We start from the raw sequence: 16301 nt of genomic DNA, 5'->3' as shown, positions 1-16301 counted from the left end.
TTTGCAAGAAAAATAATGAATTTATCGAACAATAAACAAGGATTCAGGTCTGAGGAGACTAAATCATGGCTCAAGTAATTAATACCAACGTAGCGTCGTTGACGGCCCAAAGAAACCTCGGGGTGTCAGGAAACGCAATGCAAACATCAATACAACGATTATCATCCGGTTTTAGAATTAACAGCGCAAAAGATGACGCTGCCGGTTTGGCGATTTCTCAACGTATGACTGCCCAGATTCGTGGTATGAACCAGGCTGTTCGAAATGCTAATGACGGTATCTCACTGGCTCAGGTAGCTGAGGGTGCGATGCAGGAAACGACTAACATTCTGCAACGTATGAGAGAATTATCAGTACAGTCCGCAAACTCAACAAACAACTCATCTGACCGTCAATCAATTCAGAGTGAGGTATCACAACTGCAAAGTGAGTTGAATCGTATTTCTAACAACACCGAATTTAACGGACAAAGAATTCTGGACGGCTCATTTACTAATGCCAGCTTCCAGGTTGGTGCTAATGCAAACCAAACAATCAGTTTCAGTATTGGCAGTATTAAAGCCTCAGCAATTGGTGGTATCGCTACAGCAACAGGTACTGAAGTTTCCGCAGCAGCAGCTACTGACATCACTATCTCTATAGGCGGTGGTGCAGCCACAACAATTAACTCATCTGCTGGATTTGCTGGAGCAGAGAACGGACAAGACGGTACTTCTGCATACGCTAAAGCAGCCGCTATAAATGATGCTGGTGTTGCTGGTTTATCAGTAACAGCTTCTACCTCAGGTACTCAGACAGTTGGCGCCATAGGTGGTACTGCTGCTGATACTTATAACTTGACAATTAACGGTGTTGCGGTTTTCACCGGACAGGATGTTGCAACAGCAATGACCAACTCTACTCTTCGTGATGCAATCAATGGAGTCAGTGATCAAACTGGTGTTACTGCATCATTGAACGGTGGTGATTTAACCTTAACCGCAGCTGATGGTCGTAACATTACTGTAACTGAGAGTGGTACCGGTTTTACAGCAGGTACAGACGGCTTAACGGTTACTGGTGGTGCATTCGATGGCGCGTTACGTGGAACTCTGTCAGTAAGTGCAACAGATACAATTAACATCGGCGGTACAGTTGCTACTTTGGGCCTTAATGCTGCAATTGCCAAAGATGCTCTTGGTGTGGACTCTGTTGATGTCAGCACAGCTGCTGGCGCTCAAACTGCTATCAAGCGTATTGACGCAGCGTTAAACAGTGTTAACGCCAACCGCGCTAGCATGGGTGCGTTGCAAAACCGATTTGACTCTACAATAGCCAACCTTCAAAACGTATCAGATAACTTATCCGCTGCTCGCAGCCGAGTACTGGATGCTGACTACGCTGCTGAAATGGCTAATTTAACCAAGAACCAAATCCTGCAACAAGCTGGTACAGCAATGCTGGCTCAAGCGAACAGCATGCCACAATCTGTTCTGTCCTTGTTAGGTCGGTAATGAAGTAACAATTAAGGTGCAGCGTTTGCTGCACCTTAATTAGTTTGTACCCCAAAGTAATTTGGGTATAAAGGAGTATGAAATGAAAATTGAATCTACACCTTCAATCAGTCAGACAAACCAGAATGAATCTCTGCTTGACGCAGATGAAGTTGCCAGTGTGGAGCAACAAAGCTCTGTAGGTTCTGTCAAGGATCCTGAAACAAAGCAGACATTGGATGAAGCAACAGGTCTAATTCAGACCATTGTTTCCGATAAATTGTCAGATAAAGTAATACGCAAAATGCCATCAGATGAATACTTGCATTTATTAAGTTTGCTTGATGAAATAATAAGTGGTTCTATAGATAAGCACGTTTAATAAATGGACCTGTTCAAACTGACTTAATAAAAAGTAGTATTTTAAATCAATTTAATTAAGGGACTATATGAGTTTATCATCACCAGGCGTGGGTTCAGGACTAGATGTAAAAACTTTGGTTGATGCATTAGTCAAAGCCGAAATTACGCCAGCACAAGCCCGACATGACAAACAGTTAACTAATGTAAACACTGAATTATCCGCTATTGGGCAATTAAAAAGCTATTTATCTAATTTCCAGGCCTCTTTGACCAAGTTATCGGATTTAAGTCAGTTTTATACTATGAAATACTCCATGAGCGATCAGGATCATTTTTCAACCTCGATAACACCACAGGCAGTAAAAGGCTCATACCAGGTTGAGGTTCAAAAGCTGGCTCAACAACAAAGTCTTGCCAGCAACTACATGACCAACACAGGCAGTGGTACACTGACGATTAATTTTGGCACCTATAATGCCGATAAGACCGTATTTACTCCAAATGCTTCAGCTACGCCTTTATCCATCACGATTGCTCCAGGTAACGATAGTCTTGCCGCTGTACGAGATGCCATTAATAACGCAGGCACATCTGTTACCGCGAGTATAGTACAAGATAGTACGGGATCTCGACTTACCCTAACCTCCTCACAAACCGGCGAAAATTATGCCATGAAAATTACAGGAGGAGTTGCGGCACTAAATTACGATCCAACAACCGGGGTCAATGCCTTAACTGAAACCATCGGTGCGCAAAACAGTCTTGTAAAGATTAATGGGTTAACATTGAGCCAAAGCAGTAACCAGTTGCAGGATGCGATAGCCGGTGTCACACTGAACTTGAAACAAGCAGAGATTGGAAAACAGATCACGTTAAATATTGATGATAATAAAGACCAATTATCCAGTTTGGTGAATGATTTTATTAAACAATATAATGACACAATGACCTTCCTCACCAATTTGACCGGTTACAACTCTGACACGAAGCAAAGTGGGGTATTTCAAGGCGATCCTCAGTTTCGAAATCTGAAGCTCAATATTAACAAATGGGCCACCAGTCCTATAAACAATGGATCCAGTCCCATCAAATCACTAGCCGATTTGGGAATTATCACGAATAAACAGGGCTTATTGGAGCTCAATCAGACTCAATTTAAAAAAGCTCTTGATAATAACTATAAAGATATTGGCTCCTTGTTTGCAAAAACCGCCTCAGCAACTGATGCCAACATTCGAATTAACTCAGTCAATACAACTGTAAAAGCAGGCTCTTATAACGTCGCCCTGACAGAATTCACTCCAGGCGTCAGTATGTCAGGAACTATCGGCTCTCTTTCTGCAACGTCCTCTGATGGCGTCACGTTAAGTGGGAGCGGAGCACTGGGAGGATTATCCATCAATGTCCTGTCTGGTTCTACTGGGTCACGAGGACAAGTAGTGGTAACCGATGGCATCGCGGTATTAATGAATTCGTTAATAAACACTTATATGAGTACTGATGGAGACTTAAATGTTCGAGCATCCCAGTTGAACAATCAGGTGAAAGAGTTGGGAAAAGTCCAAAACGTCATCGATACACGCAGCGACTCCATTCAAGCCAGGTATTTAAAACAATTTACTGCACTTGATACGCTCTTGACACAACTGCAAAACACCAGCGGATTTTTAACTCAGCAATTGGCTAATTTACCCCAAATTAAAAAATAAAATGAGAGTACAGAGATGAAAAATCCATATGCGCAAATTTCAAATCAATACAAATCAATTGAACTGCAAACTCGCATTGATACGGCATCCCCTCATGAACTCATTGAATTACTCCTGCAAGGGGCGCGATCACATATAGCCACCGCACAAGGAAATATTCAAAGGAAACAAATTAAGGATAAGGGTGAGCACATTGGAAAAGCAATCACCATTGTGGAGGGTTTAAAATCAAGCCTGAATCAGGATCAAGGTGGTGAAATCGCTGTAAATCTCCACAAAATATATGAATACATTCAACATATATTGCTTAAAGCCAATCTGAATAATGATGAAGATTTGTTAGCTCAATCGAATATGTTGCTCGCTGAAATTCATCAAGCCTGGCAATCTATAAGTTCCAGTGCTGAATCTTAGGTTCTGTGAACGAATTTTTAATATATTGCAAATAAGTCGTCATTGCGAACGAAGTGAAGCAATCCATTAAAGCGTGTTAGCGAAGATTCGATCTGGATTGCTTCGCTAACACTCGCAATGAAGGTTTTTTGTGCAACAATTGAATTTTATTCACGGAGCCTAGTATTCAAGTAATATCCATTAAAAAATGTTAAGTAAATACACTTTTTGCCGCTATAAAAGATACGATGAATAAAAAATTGAAATCATTATGAACAAAATTTTGATATCAATATCCGCATTGCTTGGGTTTATGTTAACGAGTCACACCAGCTTTGCCTATGTTCGTTACGGCGAAACCTTATGCAATAAACCTGATTATTTTTGTATGAAAGTTAAAAATGGGGAGAGCTGGGAGGAATTATTTCCCAATACTGAAGAACGAGATATAGTCCGACGTATTAATCGTATGAATATTAGCTTAAAACCAGGAATGACGATCGCCATTCCTAAAAACATAGAGCGCCTGACCATATATGACGTATCTCCTTTTCCTCGCTATATAGAATCTGATGGCGAAAAAACCATCTATGTAAGCCAAAAGAAATTAGCCTGGGGAGCTTATGATGAAGATGGAGAACTGCTCTGGTGGGGACCCATTTCTTCAGGAGTGGGAAAATGTAATGTTGCCGGTGGCTGTGGCACCCCTACTGGCTCGTTTCGCATTATTAGAAAACAGGATATAGACTGTGTCTCAACGGTATTTCCGCGCAGAGCCAATGGAGAAAGTGGTGGCGCTTTAATGCCCTACTGCATGCATTTTTTTAGAGGATTTGCCTTACACGGAAGCTATGATGTTCCCGGCTACAGAGCCAGCCATGGCTGTGTTCGAATGTTCATAGAGGATGCCCGATGGCTCAACGAAGAATTTATTGATCTTCCAGGTGGTGGAATGAAGGGAACTCGCGTGGTTCTTGATGCTCCCGATGACCCTAATGAACAATAAGTACTCATACCCAGCCCAATAGACAAATAAAGCACAAAATGGTACTATTTTAATAAGTGATATTTGTCTTTAGGTATGCTAACTTATAAAGTTGACTTTGTGATTAAAAAAACCGCACCTCTGACGGAACTTCAAGGGATCTTGTACCCCCGTCTTTTATCGTTTTTTGTTTGGTCTGTAATTCTCGCAAAATCAAATTACCTTGGTAAACCTGGAGATCAATAAAATAATGGCTCATTATAATACACAGTCAGAATCAGTGCAGACAACTGCTATTCGATCCTTTATGCCCTGGATGGTTTGGGGTTTAGGATGCCTGTTTTATTTCTACGAGTGTCTGTTACAAGTTTCTCCCAGTGTCATGAGCAATGAATTAATGAGAGATTTCTCAGTAACCAGTCAAACTCTGGGTATACTCTCTGGAGTATATTTTTACTCCTATGCTGCCATGCAATTGCCCGGTGGAGTATTAATGGACTATTTTGGTCCTCATCGCCTGTTAACTGTAGCTACAGTAGTGTGTGCTCTCAGTACGATTGCTTTTGGCATGACTGATAATTTTTTTATGGCCTGCATTGCTCGACTTATGATTGGTTTTGGCTCTGCTTTTGCAGCAGTTGGTACGATGAAATTAGCAGCAAACTGGTTTCCAGCACAAAAATTCGCTTTATTAACAGGACTCATGGTCACTATTGGCATGTTGGGAGCCATAGGCGGAGAAACGCCCCTGGCCTTACTCATTGATGGCTTTGGCTGGCGTCATAGCATGATCATTATGGGTGTCATTGGAATGCTCCTTGCAATTTTGATCATCTTAATCGCCCGAGATACCCCTAAAAATTATAAACCTCCAGTACACCAACATCCGGTTGACGATGAAGAACGCTTGTTACCCAGTTTAATGGCCTTGATCAAAAACAAACAACTATGGCTTGTTGCCACTTATGGTGGCCTTATGTATATGGCAACACCCGTTTTTTGTGGACTATGGGGTGTTCCTTTTCTAATGAATAAAATGTTGATTGCCAAATCAACGGCAGCAAATTATATTTCGCTTGTATTTATTGGATGGGCGATAGCCAGTCCTCTATGGGGGATATTCTCCAACCGCATCGGTTTAAGAAAACCCCCTATGTATATTGGATGCATTGGCGCGTTACTCTGTTCCAGCATCTTTATTTTTGTTCCTGTCAGCTCATCATTAATAATGCAAATTTTACTCCTTGCCTTTGGGATTTTTTCGGCTGGCTTTCTGCCCGCATTCTCAGTTGCAAAAGAGTTGTGTAACAAGAAATACGTTGCTACAGGACTGAGCTTTATGAATATGATGAACATGGTGGGCATTGCTCTGGCACAACCCCTGATAGGTTATGTTCTCGATAAAATGTGGCAAGGTGAAATAAGTGGTACCATTCGAGTTTACCCACTTGCTGCGTACCATACCGCCTTGGCAATACTGCCTTTGGGTATGATCATTGCGCTGCTTATTTTACCAAAAATTAAAGAAACCTATTGCCAAAGTGTACATTAATGAAATAATACGGCGTTTTAAAAGTAGAAGATTATGGCTAAAAAATTATATATTAAAACCAATGGTTGCCAAATGAATGAGTATGATTCATCAAAAATGGCAGAAGTCTTAATGGAATCTCATGGTTTGGTTAAGACCGATCAAGTAGATGACGCTGACGTCATATTGCTGAATACTTGCTCTATCAGAGAAAAAGCTCAAGAAAAAGTATTTTCACAGTTAGGTCAGTGGCGAGAATATAAGGCAAAAAATCCTCACGTTGTTATAGGTGTTGGAGGATGTGTAGCTAGCCAGGAAGGTGCTGATATTATAAAAAGAGCTCCTTTTGTAGATATTGTTTTTGGTCCTCAAACCTTGCACAGGCTCCCTGCTCTGTTGAATGAACGTCTTGAAAAAAACAAATCAGTTGTTGACATCAGCTTTCCTGAAATTGAAAAATTTGATCATCTTCCTGCCCCAAGAGCTGAGGGTCCAACAGCTTTTGTATCGATTATGGAGGGTTGCAGCAAATATTGCAGTTTTTGCGTGGTTCCCTACACCCGTGGAGAAGAAATCAGCAGACCATTTGATGACGTTCTGGCTGAATGCTACCAACTTGCAGCTCAAGGCGTAAGAGAAATCAATTTACTGGGACAAAATGTGAATGATTATCGTGGAGCCATGGAACACGGAGAAACCGCTGATCTGGCACTATTAATTCACTATATCGCTGCAATTGAGGGAATTGGTCGAATTCGCTTTACTACTTCTCATCCTTTGGCTTTTTCAGACAATCTAATCAATGCTTATGCTGAAGTTCCTGAACTGGCCAATCATTTACATCTTCCTGTTCAAAGCGGTTCCGATCGTATTTTAGGATTAATGAAACGAGGTTACACCGCTCTTGAATTTAAATCCAAAATCAGAAAATTACGTAAAATCCGCCCTGATATCCGGTTGTCTACCGATATTATCGTAGGTTTTCCTGGTGAGACTGATAAGGATTTCCAGGACACTATGGATTTGGTTCATGAGATTGGATTTGATACTTCGTTCAGCTTCATCTACAGCCCAAGACCAGGAACGCCTGCGGCCAATTTACCGGATGACACTCCGTTGGAGGTAAAAAAACAACGCCTGCAAATCTTGCAAAACCGATTGTTACTAAATGCTTCTCGTTACAGCCAATCCATGATAGGCACGACGCAAAGAATTTTGGTTACCGGATTTTCTAAAAAAGATAATAATCAATTAGCTGGCCGTACTGAATGTAATCGTGTAGTCAATTTCGAAGGCCCCGAGCAGCTTATTGGCCAATTTGTCACACTACACATTACAGATGCTTTGCCGAATTCTTTACGAGGGCGTCTGACTGAAGTTGAGATGCAACCAGCCTGATGATAGAACACATTCAAAAGCAAATTACAATTCCTCGCGAGTATCACAGTCAACGTATCGACAGTGTACTCGCTCAACTGTTGCCGGAATATTCACGCTCACAAATCAGCAACTGGATTAAATCAAGTTCGGTAACACTAAATAACAAGCCCTGCAAACCCAAAGATAAAACACTTGATGGCGACCGGATCGAAATTCATGTTGATCTGAATACAATCGATACTGATTTTACCCAGTGCTTACCAGAATCTATTCCCCTTGATATCATTTACGAAGATGAAGATGTTCTGGTGCTAAATAAACCTGCTGGGCTAGTGGTGCATCCAGGTGCTGGTAATAAAGAACATACTTTAGTCAACGCCTTGCTGCACCATGCATCAGATCTTCAACATTTGCCTCGAGCAGGAATAGTTCACCGTCTGGATAAAGATACAACAGGGTTATTGATTGTAGCAAAATCACTAATGGCGCATACCTCTTTAATTCGCCAAATGCAGGCACGAGACATAAAACGAAACTACATCACCCTGGTACTCGGTCATGTGATATCTGGAGGAACGATTGACACAGGTTTTGGCAGACATCCCAGAAACCGGCTTAAGATGGCAGTTACTGGACAAGGCAGACAGGCCATTACTCATTATGCAATTAAAAAACACTATAATGACTTCACGCTTTTAGATGTGAGCCTGATGACAGGAAGGACTCACCAAATCAGGGTTCACCTGGCTCATATCAATCATCCTGTTGTTGGTGACCAACTTTATAATGGACGAATCAAATTCCCGCTGAATGCCAACGATCAATTAAGAATGCAACTTCAGCAATTTAAACGACAAGCACTTCATGCTTGCTCCATTACCTTTCGTCACCCCAAGACAGAAGAGGAATTGACATTTAAAGCCCCAATGCCTGATGATTTCAAATTATTGCTGGAAACCCTGGATGAGCATTATGAATACTAGATTAGCCAATTGGTCCGCTCCACGAAATATTACAGCATTATCGACTACTCGCCTGTCAGGGTATAGTGTCTCGCCGTATAATGAAAATAATCTTGGTTTACATGTAGGTGATGATCCCCTGCATGTAATGAAAAACAGAGAACAGCTGAAAGAGGTTTTGCGTCTTCCGGAAGAACCTGTCTGGTTAGAACAAACACACAGCACCACATGCGTCATTCCTGAAGCAGACTCGAATCGGTGTGCCGATGCAGCAATAACTCGCTCCCCATTACATCCCTTAGTCATTCTGACAGCAGATTGCCTCCCCATTACTCTGTGCAACATACAAGGTGATGAAATCGCAGCCATCCATGCCGGTTGGAAGGGTTTATTTAATGGGATTGTAGAAAACACTCTGTCTAAAATGAACAGCGATACGTCAGACTTACTGGCCTGGATTGGTCCGGCAATCTGCCAAAATTGTTACGAAGTGGGAGATGAAGTACATCAATCCTTTACTGAAAAATACCCTTTAAGTCATGTAGCATTTAAACCCACGGGCAGCAAATGGCTTGCAAATTTGCCTAAAATTGCCAAATTAATCCTTAATTTACATGGAGTAACAGCGGTTTATCAGTCGGATTTATGTACTTTTGAATTAAAAAATGAGTTCTATTCCTATCGTAGACAATCACAAACAGGTAGAATAGGTACTTTTATCTGGTTTAACGATCAACCTCGGGATGAATAAAATGATAAAACACTTAAAGTTATTAGCAAGCACCTTACTTCTTTTAACAGTCTCTTTAGCAGTGCAAGCTGATGAGACTGTTATGCCTAATTTGGCACCCGTTTTAAAAAACATAATGCCAGCAATTGTTAATGTTGCCGTTCAGGGTTATTTACCCAATGACGCCTCAGCTTCAGGAAGTGATGATGATGCAGCTCCAGAAAACAAGCGCCAGTCTCGAGTTCCAGATAAAGGCCGTAAATTTGAAAGTATTGGATCAGGCGTTATCATTGATCCCAAATCTGGCATCATTGTGACCAATGACCATGTTATACGTAACGCCAATTTAATTACCGTAACTCTTCAGGATGGGCGACGTTTGAAAGCGCGCTTGATTGGCGGAGACAGCGAAACAGATTTGGCAGTCCTAAAAATTGATGCAAAAAATTTGAAATCACTGGTAATTGGTGATTCAGATAATTTGCAAGTCGGTGATTTTGTTGTTGCAATTGGTAACCCATTTGGATTAAACAGCTTTGGTAACAGCCAATCGGCCACTTTTGGTATCGTAAGTGCACTGAAACGCAGCGATCTGAATATTGAAGGTGTAGAGAACTTTATTCAAACTGATGCAGCGATTAACCCAGGAAACTCTGGAGGAGCGCTGGTTAACACCAAAGGCGAATTGATAGGAATCAACACAGCCATCATATCCCCTTACGGCGGAAATATCGGAATAGGATTTGCCATCCCAATCAATATGGTTAAAGATGTTACTCAGCAAATTATCAAGTTTGGCTCTATCCATAGAGGGCTGATGGGAATCTTTGTTCAGCACTTAACTCCTGAATTAGCGCAATCTATGGGTTATCCTGAAGACGTCCAGGGAGCGCTGGTATCACAGGTTAATGAAAATTCTCCAGCCGAAATTGCCGGATTAAAAGCAGGTGATATCATAGTACAAATTAATGATACCAAAATTACTCAAGCAACTCAGGTTAAAACAACGATTAGTTTATTGCGGGTCGGATCGACAGCAAAAATCATGATTTTACGTGATAATAAGCCCTTAACATTAAATGCTGAAGTGACTGATATCAAAAAACATGAGCAAAAACTGCAATCCAATAATCCATTTCTCTATGGACTTGCTCTACGCAATTTTGAACAAGAATCACCACCTCACGGTAATGTTGTTGGTGTACAGGTTGTAGGCGCGTCAGAAAGCAGTGCTGGATGGCGAGCAGGTTTACGTCCGGGTGATATTATTATCTCTGCTAATAAAGTCCCAACCAAAGACGTAAAAACATTACAATCCATAGCTCAAAATAAAAAGCAGCAATTATTAGTTCAGGTTTTGCGTGGTCCAGGAGCTTTATTCCTGTTAATCATTTAATTCCTCATATTCATAAAAGCGCAGACATCAATAAATTCTCTCATGATGTCTGCCTTTTTTAATCGGCCAAGCCTCTAAATATTATCCCTGATAGTCCAGTAAAAAAATAATAATCGCTTTAAAATTAACCTGATCACATATCACTCTTTGATTTATATGCGCATCTTACTCTCAGTTCTAGTTTCTAGTTGATGGTCTAAATCAATGCTTTCTTCCTCGTCAATCAAAGGACTCATCAATAATTCTTGTCTGGAGCCGGTAGTTAACTCTGTTTTATCAGTCGATGTAACCTCTTCTACCAATTCATCTATATCCCTCCTCGTTCTGGGAGCGAATTCCTGACTACGAGTTATTGATTGGTTAAAACAATAATAAAGTTTCTGTTTTAGTGCCTCATCATCACTTTCTGATACATATTTCAGGACAGCACTATGTGCCTTTTCAGTCAATACAACAACTTTGCCAGGGTTTTCCTTTAACTGTGATTCAAACTCTTCTATCATTTTTTGAGGTGATTTTTGAAATTCTACTGTGATCGTATGTTCATCAATTTTTGATTTTATTTTACTATTAACTAACCCAGCTAACGCGGTTTTAGAATAACTGCCTTCCTTTTCAGCTACCTTTTTACTACCAACAGGCACGGTAATCTCATCAGTGCTTTGAGGCTTTTGCTCAAAAAAACTTGCTATCAGTTTAAATGGCGTGGCTATCGTTTCTGCAATGACTTCCACGCCCTTTTGTATTGCTGCTAAAGGAGCCAATACTATCATTGGCAGTAGTGCCATGAGAGTTAATCCAACTTTTAATCCCGTAGAATTACGACTGTAGACGCGACTTAAAGTATTTAAAATATCGTTAAAACCCGCTTTTGGATTTAACAAAGAGCCAATAATAATGCCTGGTGTTTTGACTAAACCAACCAATACACCAAGTACTAAACCGGCATTTTGCTTTGTTTTTGAAGCCTCAGGATCCAAATATATTGAAAAGGCATAGCCCAAAGCTCTGTCTAATGGACGTGCAGTAGTTATTAGTGTAAAAAAATTACTTGTTTTCCCGCCATTAATGGCTTTACTTGTTAATTTGGCATTTTCCAGTACCTGCTGTGGTGTTCCGAAAAAATCCAAGGCGCGTGTTCCCATTATTGAGTGCAATAATGGATCATGTTCTGCTCCTGCAGATAAGACTTCTATTGAAGTAAGTGAACAATTATTGGTATGTAAATTGAATTCTTTCTTTTGGGGCCCTGCTACAATTTCATGCATTTTTTTTAGCATAGCCTCAGGGTGTAAACCTCTTTTACCGTTCACCGCTAAAGGCAATAATACCCTATGATCAGGAGGAACACCGGCTATGACATAGAGATCTTTATTGTTCTTATAGAATTCATCAAATTTATTTAATTTCATCAAATCTATTTTTGCTTTATTTAATTCTTGCAGTAATTTTTTATGATTTTGTTCATAAAATTGAATTTTACCCAAGAAGACTTTTTCTAATAAGAATAAGTTATCACGAATTGTTTTGACATTCTCTATGGGAATAATTCTGCATGGTTTATCAAGTAACTCTTCCCAGTTTTTTAGAGCGTTGTTTAATAGAAGCTCTAGCTCTTTTGTTAATTTTACACCATGATTTTCATAGTGCATTAATTCGTTTTTGAGGTCTTTAAGTACTTCCAGGCGTTTTTCATCTTCGGGGCTTTTATTTTTATTTCTTGATAGTTTATTAAACGCACTTTCCACTTGTATTAAAATTGCACTTATTGACTCAACTGAAATATCACCATATTCCAGCTGTATCTCCAATTCAGGGAATACTTTTTCTAAAGCGGCATTAATTCCTTTTGATAATAGAACTGGTTCAATATGTTCTGTTTTAAAGGGATCAAGGGCTTTTGCTAGTTCATCTAATTTATTTTGGGAAAATTCCACTCGTTTTTGAAGTCCATCTATTTTAGTTTCTAAAATTGCAGTGACATTTTGATTTTTAATCTCTTTTTCAATTATTGCTTTTTCTTTCAAGAGCTCTTGTGTTTTCTTTTTTATTTGGGAAGTAAGATATTTAATAAATTTATCAATTTCCTTCTCCGTAGGAGGATTTTTTGATGAATTATCTGATTTCTTGGTTGTAGATTTATCTCCATTTAATTGCTCTAAATATCCATCACAAATTTCATCAAAATTTAAATTTAAATTTTTAAACATCAACCGAGTAGATCCACTCGCATTATAACTATTAAGACCATTAATTTTAATTTGTACACGCTCAATTAAATTGAGTTTTTCGTCAATTTGAGCGAGTTGTGCTACTTGTTGATATCTTTTTAATAAAACTTCGGGTAAATCACGTTGATGTATCATGACAGAAGGTGCGTAGTCTAATACGCGCTCTCTTAACTTACCTCGATGTACTCGTTGCTCTGGCTGAAAGTATTCTTTCCATTCAGGCGCATAATGATATTCTTTGCCTTCACGCTCTTTTAAGTAATCATCTTTTTCTGTTTGAAGCCTCCCAGGCCACCAACTCCAATCAATTTCAAAAAAAGATTGTTCATATGAACTTTTTTCAGTTGGGATTATGACACCCGAGGAATGATATTTTGCTTGTCGTACTTCAACACGTTTTCTACTGACAGGAATTAATTTTTCAACTGACTCAAGATATTGATCAAAGGTTATCGTTTCATCATTTTTTTCTGTGCAAAATTGTTCAAATGATTGTTTGCAGCAATATTGTTCTATCCATTTTTTGATTTGTTCTGTAATGGGTAACTTCATATTTATCGCAGCATGACCAACATTTCCTCCAAATAGAGTCTGATCCGCAAAAGTCATCATTCCATTACTAGGCCTATCCTGAGTACCCCAGGTTTGGACAGTAATATCAAATAAAGAATCATTTGCTTCTAAATGTTCATCTTTGGAGCGAGACATATATAGTTCTCCATGCCAATAAAGCAAAGACACATTAATATTTCAAATGTTCATATATTAATTATATCAGACAAATTTAAAACAGAGTTCAAGGGGTATTGTGTAGGAAATAAAATAAGCGTTTACCTCCATCGGTAAAGCTAATTAGGGTAATGCTTTGAAAGTGTTAATTTATGATTATTCACAATTGTTCATAGAGTTAGTTAAGGCAGTTGTTGAAGTAAGATGTACTGATTGTGATAGAGTCTAATTAGTCGTCAGGAGCAGACGAACAACACTATCTTTGTCGACCAGCTGATTATAGAAAAACAGTTCGATGAATACATGCATCAGACTTTAATCAACTTGTTTAGATCATTCGGTATAAATTGGGTGGAAATGCGTGAACAACTAATACGATGCACGAACCAAATCAAAACTGTTCATAGGTCTTAGTAAGAAAATCTATAATTCATCTATTCTGCATATGAGCTGAATCTGATAAAAGGCAACTTGGAAACAGCTTAAAAGTGCGTTAAGCAGTTAAATTCATTCCAGACTCATTTCGATGCTCTTGTGTTTGCTCTTCACCCTCATGCTCACTGTTACTAACCCCATTGGCCTCCATTACATCAGTAACAGATACCTTATCAGCCTTTGTAGCTGTCCATAACCGAGCAGGCGTGTCTCGTAAAATATCTGCTGGTGTTAAAACTTCTCTATTTGGTACATCAGGAATAGATGAGAGTATTCTTGATGTGGAACTATCATTTTCTAATGATGGATTCGCTGTATTTAGTTCAGCTTCGTTACTATTTGCATTAGCCTTCAGCTTTTCTTTTTCACTTAATTGATTGACTAAAAATTTAGTAATTCCCATTGAAATAGTCGCTCTAAATACAGAAGCAGTTAAAGATGAAATGCTATCAATAACAGCATTAGTTGTTTTTTCAACCCAATCAGACGCGACAACAGCCAGAACTCCTAATACAGCACTCAATATAATCGCCGAACCAATCCCTACCGCTGCAGCTAAACCTGCCGGAGGAAATAGAATAAACAGTCCCGTTAGCAAAAGTGAAACTCCCAGCAAAGCATATCCTGATGGTTCACTCCAATGAATACCGGATTCATGCGACTTTTTAGAGAGTATTTTTTGTGCTTCGCCCTGTTTTTGTTCACGTAGTTCTTTCATAGAAGATTGAACTTCTGATGGCTTTATCTGCTCATCATTTTCAGTTTTGAATTGACGCAATTGATTCATCATTTGTTTCTTCTGGTTGTACGCAACTGCTGCTCCGTGCATAAACTCGAAGATTCTCAGGTTGGTTTCTATGTCGTGTTGTGTTCTTCTGTATACAAACTTGGCTTCAGGCAAACCTTTTGCACCAATTTCAGGATGAAATTGAGTAGTGATAATTGGAACACCATTGATATTTTCTGTTAATTCGTTGGATTGATTATCACTTGCGATACCTGACTCGATAAAACCTTTAGGTAATTTGGATATAATTTGACTGTGTGCACCAAAAAAATTACCTTCATAATGTGTTGCAGTAACATCTTCAGTAAACTCTCGCCCGCCAAATATCTGAGCCGCCATGGTGTCTTTATTTATTCTGATCGAATCGTAATTCATGTAGCATTGCGTCTCTAACTGCGTTGCTTTCAGATCAGCAATTTCCCCACCACCATATACAGCGATCACCTGATGTCCACCGCAGACACCCAGTATTGGCATCCCTTTTTCGATGGCAACATGGACTAATGCAAGTTCTGCTACCGTGCGGGAAAAGTCATAAGGCTGCCCTTCTTCTCTCTCTTTATTGAATAATTCAGGATCAATCATTGCATTGTTGCCCGATAATGCCAGACAATCAACGTCCTCTAGTACTTCAGCGGCTCGAGCTTTAGCATGTGCAAAAAGGATTTGTCGTCCTTGAGGATCTTTATAGAGCTCTTGAAATTGTTCATCAGGGATATCCTCCAGCATCTTTCTGTAATCAGCATCCACAATAGTAGAACCAACGTGTTCAAATGCTTCTTTCAAAGAAATAACGCTGCTTCCACCAACAATAGGACTGAAAGTAACCGCGACTTTTGTCATATACGCTATCACCCATACAATGAAGTTGAATCTATTATAAACTGCCAGTATTAAATAAACCTTAAGTGATTCCAAACAAAACACTTATCGCATTGCTTAATATAGAGTCTTATAGAGTGGAACGATATGGCACAAACTCTGTGCCTGGAAAAATAAAAAAAATTAAAAAAAACAGGCTCACACTCTTGACATCAGAACGTGAAAAAGACAAAATCACGCCTCTTGTGGCTATGTAGCTCAGCCGGTTAGAGCGCGGCACTCATAATGCTGAGGTCGGTGGTTCGAGTCCACCCATAGCCACCAATTCACTTCCTTATAAAAATCCTTAAGTTAGTTATCAAAAAAGCTATTGTAA

11 protein-coding genes, 1 tRNA gene and 1 pseudogene are annotated in these 16301 nt (G+C 39.5%); 11 read left to right on the top strand and 2 right to left on the bottom strand.

Annotated features, from left to right (window positions below):
* Positions 1 to 65: 65 nt before the first annotated feature.
* From G543_RS0110445 to G543_RS0110400, 10 genes are all read left to right on the top strand, one after another.
* A complete protein-coding gene (locus G543_RS0110445) occupies positions 66 to 1493 on the top strand; it encodes a flagellin N-terminal helical domain-containing protein (RefSeq protein ID WP_028384453.1) in 1428 nt (475 codons plus the stop codon).
* An 82-nt stretch (positions 1494 to 1575) separates the two neighbouring features.
* Positions 1576 to 1854 carry a flagellar protein FlaG gene (locus tag G543_RS0110440; protein ID WP_028384452.1) on the top strand — a complete coding sequence of 93 codons (279 nt, stop codon included), beginning with the start codon at positions 1576 to 1578 and terminating at the stop codon, positions 1852 to 1854.
* Between the two features lie 67 nt (positions 1855 to 1921).
* The gene (gene fliD, locus G543_RS0110435) at positions 1922 to 3544 is read left to right on the top strand and encodes a flagellar filament capping protein FliD (protein WP_028384451.1); all 1623 of its coding nucleotides are present in this window, start codon (positions 1922 to 1924) and stop codon (positions 3542 to 3544) included.
* A 15-nt stretch (positions 3545 to 3559) separates the two neighbouring features.
* Complete coding sequence (fliS, locus tag G543_RS0110430; protein WP_028384450.1) at positions 3560 to 3958, top strand: flagellar export chaperone FliS; 399 nt, start codon at positions 3560 to 3562, stop codon at positions 3956 to 3958.
* A 292-nt stretch (positions 3959 to 4250) separates the two neighbouring features.
* Positions 4251 to 4943, top strand: a complete 693-nt coding sequence (locus tag G543_RS0110425; RefSeq protein ID WP_420795222.1) for a L,D-transpeptidase — start codon at positions 4251 to 4253, stop codon at positions 4941 to 4943.
* Between the two features lie 229 nt (positions 4944 to 5172).
* The gene (locus G543_RS0110420; protein WP_028384448.1) at positions 5173 to 6474 is read left to right on the top strand and encodes an MFS transporter; all 1302 of its coding nucleotides are present in this window, start codon (positions 5173 to 5175) and stop codon (positions 6472 to 6474) included.
* A 33-nt stretch (positions 6475 to 6507) separates the two neighbouring features.
* On the top strand, positions 6508 to 7851 hold the full coding sequence (gene miaB / locus G543_RS0110415; protein ID WP_028384447.1) for a tRNA (N6-isopentenyl adenosine(37)-C2)-methylthiotransferase MiaB: 1344 nt from the start codon (positions 6508 to 6510) through the stop codon (positions 7849 to 7851).
* Positions 7851 to 8816, top strand: a complete 966-nt coding sequence (gene rluD / locus G543_RS0110410; protein WP_028384446.1) for a 23S rRNA pseudouridine(1911/1915/1917) synthase RluD — start codon at positions 7851 to 7853, stop codon at positions 8814 to 8816. The genes miaB and rluD overlap by 1 nt, the downstream gene beginning before the upstream one ends.
* Positions 8806 to 9546, top strand: a complete 741-nt coding sequence (pgeF, locus tag G543_RS0110405) for a peptidoglycan editing factor PgeF (protein WP_028384445.1) — start codon at positions 8806 to 8808, stop codon at positions 9544 to 9546. Before rluD ends, pgeF begins: the two co-directional genes overlap by 11 nt.
* Position 9547: 1 nt before the next feature.
* A complete protein-coding gene (locus tag G543_RS0110400) occupies positions 9548 to 10921 on the top strand; it encodes a Do family serine endopeptidase (RefSeq protein WP_028384444.1) in 1374 nt (457 codons plus the stop codon).
* Between the two features lie 152 nt (positions 10922 to 11073).
* On the opposite strand, the pseudogene G543_RS19570 reads toward G543_RS0110400, so the two are convergent.
* Both G543_RS19570 and G543_RS18450 read right to left on the bottom strand, forming a co-directional pair.
* Positions 11074 to 12276 (bottom strand): annotated as a pseudogene (locus G543_RS19570) (Dot/Icm T4SS effector SidG); the annotation flags it as partial.
* A gap of 2098 nt (positions 12277 to 14374) precedes the next feature.
* Positions 14375 to 15946 carry a gamma-glutamyl-gamma-aminobutyrate hydrolase family protein gene (locus tag G543_RS18450; RefSeq protein ID WP_051190675.1) on the bottom strand — a complete coding sequence of 524 codons (1572 nt, stop codon included), beginning with the start codon at positions 15944 to 15946 and terminating at the stop codon, positions 14375 to 14377.
* Positions 15947 to 16172: 226 nt separating this feature from the next.
* Between G543_RS18450 and G543_RS0110385 the strand changes: the two genes are divergently transcribed.
* Positions 16173 to 16249: transfer RNA gene (locus tag G543_RS0110385), tRNA-Met, on the top strand.
* Positions 16250 to 16301: the final 52 nt, after the last annotated feature.

The organism is Legionella moravica DSM 19234 (assembly GCF_000423305.1).
Classification (GTDB): domain Bacteria; phylum Pseudomonadota; class Gammaproteobacteria; order Legionellales; family Legionellaceae; genus Legionella; species Legionella moravica.
This window is presented reverse-complemented; position numbering and strand designations above follow the sequence as displayed.

Coding starts and splice junctions, on each gene's coding strand:
- G543_RS0110445 (WP_028384453.1), top strand. CDS start 66: ATGGCTCAAGTAATTAATACCAACGTAGCGTCGTTGACGGCCCAAAGA.
- G543_RS0110440 (WP_028384452.1), top strand. CDS start 1,576: ATGAAAATTGAATCTACACCTTCAATCAGTCAGACAAACCAGAATGAA.
- fliD (WP_028384451.1), top strand. CDS start 1,922: ATGAGTTTATCATCACCAGGCGTGGGTTCAGGACTAGATGTAAAAACT.
- fliS (WP_028384450.1), top strand. CDS start 3,560: ATGAAAAATCCATATGCGCAAATTTCAAATCAATACAAATCAATTGAA.
- G543_RS0110425 (WP_420795222.1), top strand. CDS start 4,251: ATGTTAACGAGTCACACCAGCTTTGCCTATGTTCGTTACGGCGAAACC.
- G543_RS0110420 (WP_028384448.1), top strand. CDS start 5,173: ATGGCTCATTATAATACACAGTCAGAATCAGTGCAGACAACTGCTATT.
- miaB (WP_028384447.1), top strand. CDS start 6,508: ATGGCTAAAAAATTATATATTAAAACCAATGGTTGCCAAATGAATGAG.
- rluD (WP_028384446.1), top strand. CDS start 7,851: ATGATAGAACACATTCAAAAGCAAATTACAATTCCTCGCGAGTATCAC.
- pgeF (WP_028384445.1), top strand. CDS start 8,806: ATGAATACTAGATTAGCCAATTGGTCCGCTCCACGAAATATTACAGCA.
- G543_RS0110400 (WP_028384444.1), top strand. CDS start 9,548: ATGATAAAACACTTAAAGTTATTAGCAAGCACCTTACTTCTTTTAACA.
- G543_RS18450 (WP_051190675.1), bottom strand. CDS start 15,946: ATGACAAAAGTCGCGGTTACTTTCAGTCCTATTGTTGGTGGAAGCAGC.